We start from the raw sequence: 15712 nt of genomic DNA, 5'->3' as shown, positions 1-15712 counted from the left end.
TGTCAATTTGCGGCTCCGCCGCGATGGGGGTCCCCCCCGCGCATGGGGGTCCCCCCGCTCGAGCGAAGCCGAGAGTGGGGGAGGAGCCGAGAGTGGGGGAGCGACCAGCCACAGACGGCCCGCAGCGTCAAAACTGCCCCTCCCAGCGGAGCGCAAGCGTGTCTATGACACGAAAGGCTCGCTTGCGGGTACGTACGTTGCCATGACACCTGAGCGTCCCGAACCGGTGCTGCCCGCCGCTCCGACCGCCACGTACCGGCTTCAGCTGCAACCGGAGTTCCCGTTCGGGGCCGCCGCGGCGGCCGTGCCGTATCTGGCCTCGCTCGGCGTCTCGCATCTGCATCTGTCGCCGGTGCTGGAGGCCGTGCCGGGGTCACCGCACGGCTATGACGTGGTGGACCACGCGCGCGTGCGGGACGAGCTGGGCGGCGAGGAGGGCCTGCGGTCCCTCTCGCGCACCGCCCGGGAGCACGGCCTGGGACTCGTGGTGGACATCGTGCCGAACCACATGGCGATGGTCCCGCGGCACAACCGCGCCCTGTGGGAGGTACTGCGCGAGGGCCCGGACTCTCCGTACGCGCGCTGGTTCGACATCGACTGGGAGGCGCAGGACGGCCGGGTGCTGCTGCCGGTGCTCGGCGGGCGGCTCGGTACGGAACTCGGCCACCTGGAGGTCGACGGCGAGGTGCTGCGCTATCACGAACACGCGTTCCCCTTGCGCGCCGGGACCGAGGACCTGCCGCTGCCCCAGCTGCTGGAGGCCCAGTGGTACCGCCTGGGGTGGTGGCGGCTGGCCCGTACGGAGCTCAACTACCGCCGTTTCTTCAGCATTTCGGAGCTCATCGGGGTACGCGTCGAGGACCCGGAGGTGTTCGCGGCCACCCACGCGAAGATCCTGGAGCTGCTCGACGAGGGCGTGGTCGACGGGCTGCGGATCGACCACCCGGACGGCCTCGCGGACCCGGACGCGTACCTCCAGCGGCTCCACGAGGCGACGGGCGGGCGCTGGACGGTGGTCGAGAAGATCCTCGCGGAGGGCGAACCGCTGCCCGCCGCGTGGCCGGTCGCGGGCACCACCGGCTATGACGCGCTGCGGCACATCGACGGCCTCTTCACGGACCCGGCGGGCGCGGGCGAACTCCTCGGTCAGTACCGGCGGTTCGCGGCGCCCCAGGCCGACCGTGGCGGCGTCTGGGAGGCGACGGTGCGGCGGGCCGCGTACAAGGTGGTCCATCACGAGCTGGCCACCGAGATCGACCGCCTCACCCGCGAGGCCGACCACCTGTGCCGTACGTCCCCGGACCCCGCGCTGCGCGACCACGCCCCCTGGGCCCTGCGCACCGCGCTGCGTGAACTCCTCGTACGCCTCCAGGTCTACCGGCCGTACGCCTCCGGGGACGCCGCAGCGGTCGTCACCGAGGAGGCCGCACACGAGGCGCGGGGGGCCTTCACGGTGCCCGAGGAGGCCCATGCGGTGGACGTCGTACGGGACCTGGTGCTCGGCCGGACCGGGGAGGGGCCCGAGCGCGAGGGGTTCCGGGCGCGGTTCGCGCAGACCGCGTCGGCGCTGCGGGCCAAGTCCGTGGAGGACACGGCGTTCTACCGGTACGTGCCCGTCCTCTCGGCGAACGAGGTGGGCGGCGAGCCGGAGTTCCCCGCCGTGCCCCCGGAGGACTTCCACGCGTACTGCGCGCGCGTGCAGCGCGACTGGCCCGCCACCGGCACCGTGCTGTCCACCCACGACACCAAGCGCAGCGCCGATGTGCGGGCGGCGATCTCCGTGCTCACCCAGTGCCCCCTGCGCTGGGCCGACCTGCTGGCCGAGGTGACCGGGCAGACGGCGGTCGACGGGGTGGGCGCGCCGGATCCCCAGGTGGCGTGGGCCGCGTGGCAGACGGCGGTCGGTCTCGGGCCCGCGGCCGAGGACCGGCTCCAGGGCGCCTTGTTGAAGCACGTCCGGGAGGCCGGCCTGTTCACCTCGTGGACGGAGCAGGATCCCGCGTACGAGGCCTCTGTCGCCGCCTTCCTGAGGGCGGGGCCGTGCGGGGCGCCCGGACGGCGTGCCGCCGAGTTCAGGGCCTCCTTCGAGCCCCATGTGCGGACGAACGTCCTCGGCGCCGCCCTCGTCCAGCTGACGATGCCGGGCGTGCCGGACGTCTACCAGGGCACGGAGGTCGAGTACCGGGCACTCGTGGACCCGGACAACCGGCGCTCGGCCCACTTCCCGCCGAAGGACACCGGCGACCTGTCCGCCGAGAAGGCCGCGCTCACCGCGACCGCCCTGCGACTACGCAGAGGGCGCCCCACCGTCTTCGGCGAGTCGGCGACGTACACCCCGCTGGACGCGGAGGGCCCGGCCGCTACGCACTGCGTGGCCTTCGTACGCTCCGGAGAGGTGATCACCGCCGTCACACGGCTGTCGCTGCGCCTGGAGGAGACGGGCGGCTGGCGCGACACGCTGCTGCCACTGCCCGCCGGGCGGTGGGCCGATCTACTCACTCCAGGACGGGAGTTCACGGGGCACGCGCGCGCGGAGGTGCTTTTCGAGCGGTTGCCGGTGGTGCTCCTGGAGCGGGTGGGCGATCCCGAGGGCTCGCGTGCCTGACTTCAGCGCGGTTCACACACCCGCACGCCTCCCGGACGCCTCCTTGACAGTTCATCCAGTCCGTGGAGTACTGCGGACTGCGGCACAGGGCGGATCTAGACGGGGGTGAGTTCCCTGCCGGAGAGGCACTACCCCAGTGTGGCCGAAATCGTCACGTCCGCCCGGGCGTTGGCGACTCAGCGGCCGTGGCTGTGCGCTCTTGAGCAGGTCGGGGTCTCGCGGGCGGGGCGACCGCTGCATCTGCTGTCGGTGGGGCATGCCGAGCGGGCTGTGCTGGTGGTCGCGGGGGCTCACGCCAATGAGCCCACCGGGGGTTCCACTCTCCTCGCGCTGGCCGAACGGGTGCTGTACGAGCGGCAGTTGCGGGCCGACACGTCGTGGCACTTTCTGCTGTGTGCGGATCCGGACGGGGCGAGTCTTCATGTGACTCCCGCGCCACGGACCCTGCTCGACTATCACCGCGGGTTCTTCCGCCCCGCCGGACCCGAGCAGCCGGAGTGGTCGCCCTCCGTGCTGCCGCCCGACCGGCTGCCGCCCGAGACGCGTGCCCTCACCAGGGTCATCGACGAGCTGCGTCCCTACCTCCAGGCGACCCTCCACGGGACCGATCTGGGCGGCAGCTGGGTGCAGTTGACGAAGGGTGTGCCGGGGCTGGCGGAGCCGTTCGCCAAGTCCGCGGCGGAGCTGCACATTCCGGTGGAGACGGGGGCCTCGGACGCGGCGGGCTGGCCTGCCTCCGGGCCCGGGGTGCATGTGATGCCCGAGCCGGGCTCGGACGCCCCATACCCGAGCATGCCGGACGACGCCCGGCACAGCACCTGGTACCGCGCCCACCGGTACGGCGGTCTGACCGCGGTCGTCGAAGTGCCGATGTGGGCCAGCGACCTGGTGGACGACCCGGCGCCGCATCCCGCGCCGGCCGCGGCGATGCGGCATCTGGCGCGCCGGCTGCTGCGGGACTCGCTCCAGGTGGAGGGCGTCCTCTCCGAGGCCCTGCCCCGCCTGCCGGGCCCCGACGGGCCGCTGCTGCGGGCCACGAAGTGGGCCCTGGAGCTGGTACCGGGGCTGGCCGGCGACTGGGCCCACCATCCTCCGGCGGACACGACGATGGCGTACGTCGGCAGCGTGGACGCGTTCGGCCGCCGGCTCCCGCTGCGGGCCGCCGCGATGCTGCTGCGGGTCCTCCAGGAGACCGACGACCGCGCGGCACCGCACCTGGAGCACCTGGTCGCCTCCTGGAGCGAGTCCTTCGCCGAACGCTTCCGCGCACGCTGGGTGCCGTTGGAGCACCAGGTCGAGCATCAGAGCCGTACGGTGGTCGCGGCGGCGCGCCACGCACGGGACCGCGCGGAGTAGGCCCTCAATCCGAGCCCCCTCAGGCTCACTCAAACGGAACTTCGGCCTTGGCCGGAGGCGTACCGGCCGGGGGCCTACCGACCGCACTGGCGCCAGGGCGCGACACGGGCGCCCCGCGGCCCGCCAGTTCGAAGGCGTGGAGCACCACCCGTGCCTGGTACTCGGCCTGTCGCGCGACCGGGATCCAGCGCGCCTGGTGCCCGTCGTGGTAGTCCGCGCACCACACGTCGATCAGCCGGTCGAGATCCGGCAGCGCGCCGGACGGATCGCATCCGGCGCGCGTCACGAGCTGGTGCAGCAGGCCCGCCGTACGCAGCGCTATCCGCCGCGCGGAGATACGCAGCGCGGTCAGCCGGGCGGTGTCCAGCGGCGGCAGGGGATGCGTGCCGTCGTCGGCTTCCGTGTCGGGGTCCCAGGAGTCGGCGAGGCCGGGGCAGACCAGTAAATAGTCGTCGACCGGTGCGAGCAGGGAAGCCGTGTCGTCGGCCGTGCCGAGGCCGGGGCGGATCCGCGTCAGCAGCGCCTCCAGAATCCGTGTGTCGCGGCGCAGCGTGCAGCTCACGGCCCTCAGCGTCTCGTCGGCGTCGGCGGGCGGCGAGGCGTCCCCCACGGCCCGTACGCCCCACATGGGGGCCTCGACGATCGCGGTCACCGTGCCGTACCGGTGCGGGTGGAACCAGGTGGACTCGACCGCCGCCTCCGTGATGGCGGCGGCCAGGTCCGCGCGGCGCGGGGGCGGGATGCGGTAGACGGCAGGCCCTAGGGTGGGCCAGTACAGCGTGTCGTACGGCCCGAGTTCGAGGGGGATGCCCAGGCGGGCCGCAGTGTGGGCGAGGCGCGGGGCGAGGCCGGGCAGTTCGCGGGTCAGCTCGACGAAGCCGCCGCCCACGTCGACGCCGTGCAGGGAGCACTGGAAGAAGGGCCGCAGTTCGTCCTGGAGGTCGAGCAGGGCGCGGGTCTCCGGCAGGGCGGCGCCGTCCGCGCCGTCGGGCAGCCACTCGGGCTGCTCACGGAAGCCGGGTCTGAAGAAGTGCCGGAAGTAGTGGCCGAGGGTGTACGGCCCGGACAGCCAGCCCTCGTTGCGGCGCGCGCCGTCCGGGTCGAGGCACAGCAGCAGGTTCCAGGTCGCGTCGGCGCCCTCGCACAGCCGGGGGTCGGCCAGCGCCCGTTCGGCAAGGCGCAGGGCGGTGGCGCCGCCCACGGGCTCGTTGGCGTGCGGTCCCGCGACGACGAGGGTCTGACGGCTGCCGTGTCCGACGGACAGCAGCCACATCGGGAGCCCGGAGCGTGAGGTGCCCACCCGGCGCAGCCGGGCGTCCTTCGGGCGACGCTCGACGAGCGCCGCCGCCCGGACGCGCAGCTCGTCCACGGACGGGTAGCGGAGGAGTTGCGGCAGGGTCTTACCTCCGCTGCGAGTAGCCGTCGTTTCACTTGCTGTGGATGGTGTACGCACAGTGAGTCACGATCGCACGGGTACGTCAACACCGCCGTACGAGCAGGATGTTCGGCCTTCGCGGGCCGCTGCCCGGAGGCGACGCTTCCGCCCACCGGGCCGGTGGCGTCAGTCCGTGGCGAGCCGGAACGACATCCGACCGAAGCTGACCTGATCGCCGGCCTGGACCACGGCGGCGCCGATCACCCGCCGCCCGTTCACGGAGGTGCCGTTGGTCGAGCCGAGGTCGCGCAGCACCCACAGGCCGCCCTGGCGGGTCAGTTCGGCGTGCACACGGGAGACCGTCTCGTGGCTGAGCCTGAGTCCGCTGGCCGGGTCGCGGCCTATACGCAGCGGGTACGGGCTCTCGGGGCGGGGCAGCAGCAACTTGGGGAGCTTCTCGGCCTGCCAGGCCCTGCGCAGCCGTACGGTGAAGCCGGAGACCGCCTCCACGGTGCCGAACAGCATCCGCGACCAACGGCTCTCCGTGCGGAGATCGGCGGTGAGCGCGGCGAGTTCGTCAGAGGTACGGGCGGCGAGCGCGAGTTCCATCCGGTGAATGAACGTGTTGTGCGAGATCCTGCCCACAGCGGCGCCCTCTCGGAGCACACTCAACGCCCTGTCCCGCTCGGCGTCCGACAGCCGAGGGGCGGGATAGGTGTGGAACTCGAAAGACGACGTCACGCTGGTGATTGTCGGTCAGCGCGGCCAAGGTGTCCAGAAAACGAGGAACTTGGGACACCTCTGGTTCGGCTCTGGTTCGGTACTGCGACCGACGCGGGTTCAATCCTTCGTTCGAGCGGTTTCAGCCGCGTACTGATCTCGGGTGACGCACCATGGGACCGGCGAGATCACGGTGAGCAGACGAGGGAGAACCGTCCGTGCAGTTCGAGGTGTGGGCACCACAGGCCGGCCGTATGACGCTCCACTGCGCGGGCGGCACACAGGCGATGGAGCGCGATCCGGACCGCGCGGGGTGGTGGACGGCTGAGGCGGAGGCCGAGGACGGCACGCGGTACGGCTTCGCGGTGGACGACGGCCCCGTACTGCCCGATCCGCGCTCGCGGCGGCAGCCCGACGGCCCCGACGGGCTGAGCGCGGTGGTCGACCACGAGCGGTACGCGTGGCGCGCCGAGTGGGCCGGACGCGGGCTGCCGGGCGCGGTGCTGTACGAGCTGCATGTGGGCACGTACACACGCGAGGGCACCCTGGACGCGGCTGCCGAGCGGCTCGGACATCTCGCGGAACTGGGCGTCACGCACATCGAGTTGATGCCGCTGTGCCCGTTCCCGGGGCGGCACGGCTGGGGGTACGAGGGGGTCTCGCTGTGGGCGGTGCACGAGCCGTACGGCGGTCCGGAAGCGCTGAAACGGTTCGCCGACCGGGCGCACGAACTCGGCCTCGGTGTCGTCCTGGACGTCGTGCACAACCACTTCGGCCCGTCCGGCAACCATCTGCCCGCGTTCGGCCCGTACTTGACGGACGCGCATCACACGCCCTGGGGTGCGGCCGTCAACCTGGACGCGCCCGGTTCGGACGAGGTGCGCGCGTATCTGCTGGGCAGCACCCTGGCCTGGCTGCGCGACTACCGGCTCGACGGGCTGCGCCTTGACGCCGTGCACGCGCTGCGCGACACCCGCGCGTACCACTTCCTTGAGGAGCTGTCGGCCTCCGTGGACGCGCTCTCCGCTGACCTGGACCGGCCGCTGTTCCTCGTCGCCGAGTCCGATCTGGCCGATCCGCGGCTGATCACAGCGCGCAAGGAGAACGGGCTCGGTCTGCACGCGCAGTGGAACGACGACTTCCACCACGCCCTGCACACCACGCTGACCGGCGAATCGCAGGGCTACTACGAGGACTTCGCCCGCGCCCCCCTCTCCGCGCTCGCCAAAACGCTCACGGGCGGTTTCTTCCACGACGGCACGTACTCCAGCTTCCGCGGCCGGCGTCACGGCCGCCCCCTCGACCGTACCCGCGTCTCCTCACACCGCCTGCTCGGCTACGCACAGACCCATGACCAGGTCGGCAACCGCGCCCAGGGCGACCGGCTCTCGGCCACCCTCTCCCCCGGTCTGCTGGCCTGCGCGGCAGCGCTGACGCTCACCGGCCCGTTCACGCCGATGCTGTTCATGGGCGAGGAGTGGGCGGCGGGCACGCCCTGGCAGTTCTTCACCGACCACACGGATCCGGAGCTGGCCGAGGCCGTACGCCGGGGCAGGCGCCGGGAGTTCGCGGCACACGGCTGGGCCGAGGAGGACGTACCCGATCCGCAGGACCCGGCGACCCGCGACCGCTCCTGCCTGGACTGGTCCGAGCCGGAAAGCGAGCCCCACGCGCGCGTGCTCGCCTGGTACCGCGAACTCATCGCCCTCAGGCACGACCAGGCGGACCTCACAGACCCCGACCTCTCGGACGTCAAGGTCGCCTACGACGAGGAGGGCCGCTGGCTGGCGTTCCGCCGCGGTGACGTCCGGGTGGCCGTGAACCTCGGCAAGGAGACCGCGTCGATCCCGCTCGGCACTGCTCGCGTGCGCGTGCTTGCGGCGTGGGAGCCGGTCGAAGTGCCGGGTGCGGACGGGTTGTTGAGCCTGCCGGGGGAGTCTTGCGTGGTGCTCACTCAGGAGTGATCAGTGGCGCTGACGCGGGAGCGATTCCTGGCGCTGACGCACGGGTGATGCAGTGATGCTGACGTGGGAGTGAGTGCTGACGCAGGAGCGATCAGTCGTCGTCCCGCAGCTCAGTCGTCGTCCCGCAGCTCCGTGACCCGTTCCAGGAGGATCGCCTCCCAGGCGCGGTCCAGCTGGGAGCGCAGCGGCGGCAGAGAGTCGCTGCCGTGCCCCCGGAGGCGGTCGGCGAGGCGGATCACGGCGTCGCAGCGGGCCAGCCACAAGCCGCGCAGGCACGGGCGGGCGCCATATCCGGCGAGGGTTGCCGCGCGGACGGCCGCGGGGGCGCCGACGGCGCGGGCGAGACCGGCGATGTCCTCGGCGGGGTCGCCGACCAGGGCGTCGGTCCAGCCGAGGACGCCGCGTACGCGCCCGTCGGTGCTCACCACCAGGTACTCCCCCGTGAGGCCGTGGTGGACGAGAACGGCGGCCCCGGGCTGCGCCCCGAGCTGGACGGCGGCGGGCGCGGTGAGCTGGTGGAGCCGCGCGGCGTCGAACTCGTCAGCCGCGCCGAGCTGTTCGGCGGCACGCGCGGCGGCGGCCCGCAGCGCCTCCAGGGACCGTGGCGCGGCACGGGACACACCGAGCGCCTCGGCCTGGCGCACGGGCACCTCGCGCAGTCCAGTGAGCAGCCCCGCCAGATCGGCCTCCCCCACGGCGGAGACGTCATGCCGCTCGCCGGAACCGCCGGGAATCAGGGTGTCGAGCGTGTACGTCAGGCCGCTCGCCCACTCGCCGTGCGCGATGCTCGCCGGGACGGCGACCGGGAGGTGCGGGCGCACCACGTCCCGCAGGCGCAGCTCGCGTCGCTGACGTACGGAGGCCTCGCGGTCCGGGGCGAGGCGCAGCACATGGCGCGTACCGACGTACCAGGTGAAGGGCTCTTTGCCCGTGCCGACGAGCCGGATGTCGGATCCGCCGCCGTCCGGGAGCAGGGAGCGGACGAGGCGTCTCACGGTGTCCGCGGTGGGTGTCGTTGCCTGGGTCATGATCGCGCCGTTGCCGTTCGGTGTCCTCGGTCGCCGTAGGTCAAAAGGGGCTACGGTCAGCATCCTGCCCGGACAGCGGGGGCGGCGCGAGCCCGTGAACAGCACTTTCCGGGGTTCCGCGAGCGGGCGCCTGGCGGCGGAATCAGCTCTCGAACGCCAGGCGTGCACCCAGGAGCAGCAGTACGCCTCCGGAGACCTGCTCCAGCCGACGCCGCACCCCGGCCCGGGACAGCACCGCCTTCATCCGGCCCACGAACCACACGTACGTGCTGTAGTAGCCGACCTCGAAGACTGCCTGGAGCGCGGCGAGCCCCAGGATGGCGGGCAGATGCGGCGCCCCCTCGGGCACAAATTGCGGCAAGAAGGACATGGCGAAGATCGCCGCTTTCGGGTTGGCGAGATTGAGCAGCAGCCCGCCCCGGTAGGAGGCCCATCCGCTCTTCTCGACGGTTTCCTCCCCGCCCGCGTCCGCCGTGCCCTTGGCGTGCCGCGCCTGCCACAGCGTCTGCACACCGAAGACGACGAGCACGACGGCGCCGACGATGCGCATCACGTCGTACGCCACTTCCGATGCCGCCAGCAGTGCCGTCAACCCGAACGCCGCGAGGATCCCCCAGACGAAGACACCGGTTTCGTTGCCCAGCACGGTCAGGAAGCCGGAACGTCTGCTGCGGATCGACTCCTTGATGATCAGTACGGTGCTCGGGCCGGGCGAGGCGGCGATGAGCAGACAGGCGCCGAGGAAGGCGAGCAAGGTGCTGAGCATGGGGCCATCGTCGCCTGGGGGCGGGGGCGGGGCCAGTTGTTTTCCCGGGCCTGGTCGGTCGTACGGGGGGTCATACGGGCCCGGCGCCTTTGACGGTGGCCCTCGACATTCTTCGACGGTTTCTGACGGTCTTTGACGGACGTACACCGTGGTGTCGGCGGTCCGTCAGGCCCGCTTCACCGTCGGCCGCGATTCCCCCCAACCCCCTTGTGGCAGCGGCGTCTACGCGCAGAGACTACGGAAGTTCACGTGTTCCCCTTCCTCCTCCGGAGCCCCGATGAACCACCCCAGACCGCAACATCCACCGTTCTCGCGCCGTGTCGCGCTCGCCGGTCTCGCCGGAGCGGCGTTGGCCGGCACGACGGCGTTCAGTGCGAACGCGTCCGCCGCGCCCGGGAACACGTACCGACGGACCGTCCGTTTCGCCACCTTCAACGCCTCGCTGAACCGCGGCACTCAGGGCGCCCTCGTCACGGACTTGTCCACGCCGGGCAACCAGCAGGCGCGGAACGCCGCCGAGACGATTCAGCGCGTCGACCCGGACGTCCTCGTGATCAACGAGTTCGACTACGACGAGGACGGCGCGGCGGTCCGGCTGTTCCTGCGCAACTACCTGGCTGCCAGTCAGAACGGGGCGAAGCCGGTCCGTTATCCGTTCCGCTTCACCGCGCCTGTGAACACGGGTGTGGCCTCCGGGGTGGACTTCGACGGGAAGAACGGTGCCGTCACCACTCCGGGGTCCGATGCGTACGGGCAGGACGCGTTCGGGTACGGCTGGTTTCCCGGGCAGTACGGGATGCTCGTCCTCTCCAAGTACCCGATCGATGTCCGGGCGGCCCGTACGTTCCAGCACTTCCTGTGGAAGGACATGCCGGGGAACGTCATGCCGCCGGGGTACTACAGCGAGGCGGCCCGGGCGATCTTCCGGCTCTCCTCCAAGAGCCACTGGGACCTGCCGATCCGCCTCGGCCCCGGCCGGTCCTCCACCGTCCACTTCCTCGTCTCGCATCCCACTCCGCCCAGCTTCGACGGCCCCGAGGACCGCAACGGCCGTCGCAACCACGACGAGATCCGCCTCTGGGCCGACTACATCGGCGGTCGCCGCCGCAGCGCGTACCTCTACGACGACAAGGGTGTACGGGGCGGTCTGCGGCCCGGGGCGCGGTTTGTGATCGCGGGTGATCTGAACGCCGACCCGCACGACGGCGACAGCTACGACCACGCCATCCTTCAACTCCTCGACCACGAAGCGGTCAACCTGCCCGCCACGCCTCCGGCCGCTCGCGGCGGCGTCGAGGCGGCCCGCCTCCAGGGCGGCGCCAACGCCACCCACACCGGTAACCCGGCTTACGACACCTCCGACTTCAACGACACCGCCCCCGGCAACCTCCGCGTCGACCACGTGATCCCGTCGCGCGGTCTCGTCCCGGCCGGGAACGGCATCTTCTGGCCGACGTCGGACGATCCGCTGTACCGGCTGGTGGGCGGCGGGGCCGACGTCCCGACCTCGGACCACCGGCTGGTGTGGCAGGACGTGCGGGTGGTCTGAGCGCAGGGCGCGCGCCCGGATTCCCAACTACGCGAGACAGCAGCAGTGTTCAGGTGGCGCCCGGCGATCCGTCGGCTCTAGGCTCGGGCGCCACACACATGCCGTTGAGCTGTGTCGGCTCGGGGGAGGTAGGTCGTCATGACCGAGGCGCTGCTGCGCGCGGGACTGCTGCTGGCCCAGGACGTGTCCGTCGCCGTCCTGCACGCCTTACGCCGGGTTCCGCACGTCGAAGTGGGCAATACGCCACCGTCCAGGACCTGTTGGAACGGTTGACCCGCCACAGCAGGAACCAGCAGGACAGGGGCGGCGTCCCCCGCTGAGGAGTGACCGGCAGATCGCCAGGAGCACCGGCCACCCGGTGCTGAGTCAGGAGAATCGCGCTTGCCCACCGCACCCACACCCCCCGGATCGCCCTTCCTGGACCGCAAGGTTCTGGGCAAGGAGTTGGAGGAGCTCCTCAACCAGCACTCCTCCCGGTTTGCCGTGCGCAAGGACGAACTGACCGCTCTGGCCGACGACTTGACGAACGGTAACCGGCTCGACCGGTGGGCCGAGGTCGACCTCGTCCATTCCTACGTACGCCCCGAGACCGTCACGGCCCCGCCGCCCGCGGCCCCCGCCCCGCCCTGGTGGCAGTGGAGGCCGGGGTACGGCGCGCTGGAGGCCGTGCTCGGTGTACTGGTGTTCATCCCGCTGCTGGTCACCTGGTTCGGGCTGCGGGAAGCGGTGCGCGCCTACGGGGAGTTGAGCAAGGAGAGCCCCGGGCAGGCGACCCGTCCCTTTCTCCAGTTGTGGCAGACCGGCTTCGGCGGGCATCTGTCGACGGTCGGCCGCTTCGAGAACGTGGCGCTCATGGCCGTCGTACTGATCACGCTGCTGGTCCTGCTGTCGGTGTGGCACGCCCGTGTCCGGGCCCTGACGGAGCGGGAGGAGCAGACTCGGGAGGCCGAGGACGAGCGGCTCCTCGGGTCGCTGGCTGGACTGCTGACCCGGGTGCAGATGTGTCTGACGCCGCACCGGGCCGCGTCTCCGGACCAGTTCACGAAGGAACTCGCCCGCGCGGTACGGCAGTTGCAGAACCTGTTCAAGCAGGCCGACGGCAACCATCAGAAGCTGGTGGACAGCGCGACGGCCGTCGGCGACGCCACCGACGCTCTGCAGAAGGCGGCCGGTGCGCTGTCGGCCGAGGTGCCCGGCATCGCCAAGGCGGCCGACCGGGTGGAGGCGGCGGTCAAGGCGAGCATGTCCGCCTCGGACCAGGTGCGGCAGGACAGCAAGGACGCGGCCCGTACCGTCGCGGACCGGGTGCAGGCCGCCGGTGACGCCATGCAGTCGGCGGTCACCTCGCTGGTCACCGCCCAGCAGGCGCTCGCGGCGAAGTCCGACGCGGTGGCACAGTCCGCCGAGCGGGCCGCGCAGGCCGTCGCGGCGGGCGCGGGCCGTACGAACGACGCCGTCGACGGCATGCGCGAGGCCACCGAGCGCTGGGACGCGGCGGCGGCCCACTGGCAGGACGCCGCGGCGCGCCTTGACCAGGGCATCCGTGTCCTGTCCAACGGACAGTTGCCGCCCGGGCAGGTCAACGGCGCGCGCGTACCGGCGCCCTCGAGCGGTACGGACGGCGGTGAGGTGTGAGCGCTCGCCCCCGGCGCCGTACGCGCGGTCTCAGCGTCGTAGTGCTGGCGGGCTGGCTCTTCGCCGACCTGCTGCTGGTACTGGCGCTGGTGTCGATGGCCGACCGACCGGACCCGATGGCCGACGACCGGCCCAAACCCACGGGCAGCCCTTCCCCCTCCCCCACCGCGTCCCCGAGTCCCACGCCTACCGGGCCACAGGGTGTGTCCAGGACACCGGAGCAGTTCCGGGTGAAGGGCAACGACACCGACAGCCTCCTGCGCCAGATCCGGTCGGGCACCGAGAAGTGGCGCGGGCGCACCGCGGCCATGGTGCTGACGTTCGGCGGCAGCTCGGGCGGTACGGCGTACGCGCACCGGGTCAACGGGCTGCTCGCCAAGGCCCGGCCGGAGATGTTCGGCGGCCGGACGGCGACGGACGACTTCCACGACTTGAGTGAGTCACCGCAGAGCGCGGTGGTCCGGGTGTACTTCTTCACCCGGCCGGGCGAGTGACGTCCGGTCCCGCGGCGGCCGGTTCACGACGAGGGAAAGGACCGTACTCAGTGGCACAGCGGCAGTGGCGTCCCGGCGAGCGGGTGTCTTCGGACGAGGGGGCGCCCCGGCCTCCGCTGCCGGATCTGCCTTGTCTGCCCGCGATGCGCGGCTACGGCCGGCTGTGCGAGGGCCTCGACGCGTTCGGCTTCCGGCATGTGGCGGATGCGCTGCGGCCGCCGGCGGCGGCCCGGCACGCCTCGTTCGGCTCGCTGCCGCAGGCCGAGACCGACCGCGGCTTCCGCGTCCTGGACGGCTTGTGGTTCACCGGCCGGGGCAATCTGTGGCAGCGCGTGGACCTGGACTACGTCCAGAAGGTACGCGCCGACTGGCTGGCCTCCGGCGATGCGCGGGCCAACGGGGCGGCGGGCGTCGTGGACACGCTGGCGGCGTACGTCCGGCAGGAGCCGATGGGGCTGCGTCGGCTGCTGCTGTGGCAGCTGGGCTGTCTGCTGCGGGACGGCTCCGACGGGCCCACCGAGGAGGCGGCCGTCGCGCTCGGCGTGCACCGGGACGAGGCACGCCACTTGGCGGCGGCCGTCGCGGCCGGTTTCCCGGCTGCCGGGGCCGCCCGCCAAGCGGCCGAGCGGCTGGGTGACCTGTGGCCGGGCGGCCGGCTGCGCGAGACCGAGCGGCTTGTCGCGCAGGTGCACGACACCGGACGGGACCCCGCCCTCACCCAGCTTCTGGAATCCCTGCACGCCCGCTCCACCGAGGTGGCCCGCCTGACGGCCGGGGCGACCCGGCTGACGGCGGGCGGTTCCGCCCGCGCCGCGGCCTCCGCCTGGCTCGGCGCCGCCCGCCGAGCCGGCGACGACGCGGGCATCGAGGCGGCGCTTCTGGCCGCCGCGGCCCAGGCGACGGACACCGGCTCGGCGGACACGGGGGCCCGCCTGGAAGCGACGGCCCACGAGCGCACGGTGACCCTCACCTGGCCGCCGGCACGATCCCGGGCGAGCGGGGTGACGTACCGCTTGCTGCGCTTCCCGGACGGCTCACCGGGTGCCGCGACGGAGTTGAGCGAGGGGGCGGCGACGGACGCTGCCGGCACGGCGGATGCGGTCACGCCGGAGAGCGCGGATGACCTCGTGGGCACGGACAGCGCCGGTTCGGCGGGTCGGTCTCTGCGTCGTACCGACGCGGACGCCCTCGTGGGTCACCCCCTGCGCTATGCCGTGGTCCCCTTGCGACGGGGGCTGATCGCTGCCGTTCCGTTGGTGTCGGCGCCCGTCGTCATCGCGCCCGATGTGACCGGCGTGACCGTCACGCTGGTGCCGGACGGTGTGCGGCTGCGCTGGGTCGCCCCCGATCCGGCCTGTACCGCGGTGTCGGCGCACCGCATCGCGGACGGCGCCCCTGCCGTGTCCGTGACCTGCGGGCGGGACGGGTTGCTGGATGTGCCGCTCGCCCCGGGCGACTACACGTACGAGGTCCGCTGTGGCTATCCGGGGCCCGGCGAGCAGACGGTGTGGTCCCCCGGTGTGCGGGTGGAGGCTCGTGCCGAGGAGTGGCCCGGGCAGGTGGAGGACCTGACGGCGCGGTTCGTCGGGGACGGCGGCCGGGTGGCGTTGACCTGGCGTCCGCCCGGCCGGGGGCGGAGCACGGTGCTGCCCTGGCGGAGCGTTCCCGTGGGGCCGGGCGCGGATGTGTCGGGGCGGGTGGGGCTCGCCGTGCCGGAGTCGCCCGCGGGGCCGGAGCCGTCCGTCGAGGTCGCCGTGCCCGAGCGGTCGCGGCTGCGGATGACGTCGGTGAGCGTGCTGGGCGAGCGGACGGTGACCGGTCCTGACGTGGTCGTCGAACGCCTGGGGGTGGTGAGGGATCTGACGGCCCATCGCATCACCGCCGACCGCGCCGCCGTGCGGTTCGAATGGCCGGAGCCCGCCGTGCTGGTGGTGGTCACGTGGAAGGGCGGCGGGCGTCGGGAGGAGCGCCGGGTGGCCCGCAGCCGCTATCTCGCCGACCAGCGCGTGTCGTTCGACGTGACGCCGGACGCCTACCGGTTCACGGTCGCGGCCCTCCCCCGTCCCGACGCGCTCGCCGTTCCGGCCGACGCGGCGGTCGTGGACCTTCCCGAGGTCCCGGCGCCGCCGCGTCTGCTGCTGCCGGCCTTGTCGGCCTGGTCTCCCTCGTCGTTCGGCAGGCGGGCGCGCCGACGCCGCTGGTGGCCGTTTTGGAGGTGAG

At 72.5% G+C, this 15712-nt stretch carries 12 protein-coding genes; 8 read left to right on the top strand and 4 right to left on the bottom strand.

Annotated elements, in window-relative coordinates; translation table 11 throughout:
* Nucleotides 1–202: 202 nt before the first annotated feature.
* Both treY and ACYVO6_RS37930 read left to right on the top strand, forming a co-directional pair.
* Entirely contained in the window at nucleotides 203–2605 is a 2403-nt protein-coding gene (gene treY, locus ACYVO6_RS37935; RefSeq protein ID WP_461069463.1) for a malto-oligosyltrehalose synthase, read from the top strand.
* Between the two features lie 105 nt (nucleotides 2606–2710).
* A complete protein-coding gene (locus ACYVO6_RS37930) occupies nucleotides 2711–3961 on the top strand; it encodes a M14 family zinc carboxypeptidase (protein ID WP_461069461.1) in 1251 nt (416 codons plus the stop codon).
* Nucleotides 3962–3986: 25 nt separating this feature from the next.
* On the opposite strand, the gene ACYVO6_RS37925 is transcribed toward ACYVO6_RS37930, so the two are convergent.
* Together ACYVO6_RS37925 and ACYVO6_RS37920 are read right to left on the bottom strand one after the other, a co-directional pair.
* Complete coding sequence (locus tag ACYVO6_RS37925) at nucleotides 3987–5330, bottom strand: M14 family zinc carboxypeptidase (protein ID WP_461069459.1); 1344 nt, start codon at nucleotides 5328–5330, stop codon at nucleotides 3987–3989.
* A 192-nt stretch (nucleotides 5331–5522) separates the two neighbouring features.
* Nucleotides 5523–6077, bottom strand: coding sequence for an FHA domain-containing protein (locus ACYVO6_RS37920; protein ID WP_461069457.1), 555 nt, complete (start codon nucleotides 6075–6077; stop codon nucleotides 5523–5525).
* A 197-nt stretch (nucleotides 6078–6274) separates the two neighbouring features.
* Between ACYVO6_RS37920 and treZ the strand changes: the two genes are divergently transcribed.
* Nucleotides 6275–8020 (top strand): malto-oligosyltrehalose trehalohydrolase, encoded by a 1746-nt coding sequence (treZ, locus tag ACYVO6_RS37915; protein WP_461069455.1) that lies wholly within the window; start codon nucleotides 6275–6277, stop codon nucleotides 8018–8020.
* A gap of 110 nt (nucleotides 8021–8130) precedes the next feature.
* Here the strand turns inward: treZ and ACYVO6_RS37910 are convergent, their stop codons facing one another.
* On the bottom strand, nucleotides 8131–9048 hold the full coding sequence (locus tag ACYVO6_RS37910) for an aminoglycoside phosphotransferase family protein (RefSeq protein WP_461069453.1): 918 nt from the start codon (nucleotides 9046–9048) through the stop codon (nucleotides 8131–8133).
* A gap of 142 nt (nucleotides 9049–9190) precedes the next feature.
* Entirely contained in the window at nucleotides 9191–9814 is a 624-nt protein-coding gene (locus tag ACYVO6_RS37905) for a LysE family translocator (protein WP_461069451.1), read from the bottom strand.
* Between the two features lie 277 nt (nucleotides 9815–10091).
* Here ACYVO6_RS37905 and ACYVO6_RS37900 point away from each other — a divergent pair, with 277 nt between their 5' ends.
* From ACYVO6_RS37900 to ACYVO6_RS37880, 5 genes are all read left to right on the top strand, one after another.
* Entirely contained in the window at nucleotides 10092–11363 is a 1272-nt protein-coding gene (locus ACYVO6_RS37900) for an endonuclease/exonuclease/phosphatase family protein (RefSeq protein WP_461069449.1), read from the top strand.
* Between the two features lie 138 nt (nucleotides 11364–11501).
* The gene (locus tag ACYVO6_RS37895; RefSeq protein WP_461069447.1) at nucleotides 11502–11636 is read left to right on the top strand and encodes a hypothetical protein; all 135 of its coding nucleotides are present in this window, start codon (nucleotides 11502–11504) and stop codon (nucleotides 11634–11636) included.
* A 108-nt stretch (nucleotides 11637–11744) separates the two neighbouring features.
* Complete coding sequence (locus ACYVO6_RS37890; RefSeq protein ID WP_461069445.1) at nucleotides 11745–12998, top strand: hypothetical protein; 1254 nt, start codon at nucleotides 11745–11747, stop codon at nucleotides 12996–12998.
* Entirely contained in the window at nucleotides 12995–13492 is a 498-nt protein-coding gene (locus ACYVO6_RS37885; protein ID WP_461069443.1) for a hypothetical protein, read from the top strand. The genes ACYVO6_RS37890 and ACYVO6_RS37885 overlap by 4 nt, the downstream gene beginning before the upstream one ends.
* Before the next feature lie 50 nt (nucleotides 13493–13542).
* The gene (locus ACYVO6_RS37880; RefSeq protein ID WP_461069441.1) at nucleotides 13543–15711 is read left to right on the top strand and encodes a hypothetical protein; all 2169 of its coding nucleotides are present in this window, start codon (nucleotides 13543–13545) and stop codon (nucleotides 15709–15711) included.
* Nucleotide 15712 lies beyond the last annotated feature (1 nt).

The sequence above is a fragment of the Streptomyces pseudoechinosporeus genome (assembly GCF_054783935.1).
This window is presented reverse-complemented; position numbering and strand designations above follow the sequence as displayed.

What these genes read in the sequence shown, in the direction of transcription:
- treY (WP_461069463.1), top strand. Translation starts at nt 203, where the DNA reads ATGACACCTGAGCGTCCCGAACCGGTGCTGCCCGCCGCTCCGACCGCC.
- ACYVO6_RS37910 (WP_461069453.1), bottom strand. Translation starts at nt 9,048, where the DNA reads ATGACCCAGGCAACGACACCCACCGCGGACACCGTGAGACGCCTCGTC.
- ACYVO6_RS37905 (WP_461069451.1), bottom strand. Translation starts at nt 9,814, where the DNA reads ATGCTCAGCACCTTGCTCGCCTTCCTCGGCGCCTGTCTGCTCATCGCC.
- ACYVO6_RS37900 (WP_461069449.1), top strand. Translation starts at nt 10,092, where the DNA reads ATGAACCACCCCAGACCGCAACATCCACCGTTCTCGCGCCGTGTCGCG.
- ACYVO6_RS37895 (WP_461069447.1), top strand. Translation starts at nt 11,502, where the DNA reads ATGACCGAGGCGCTGCTGCGCGCGGGACTGCTGCTGGCCCAGGACGTG.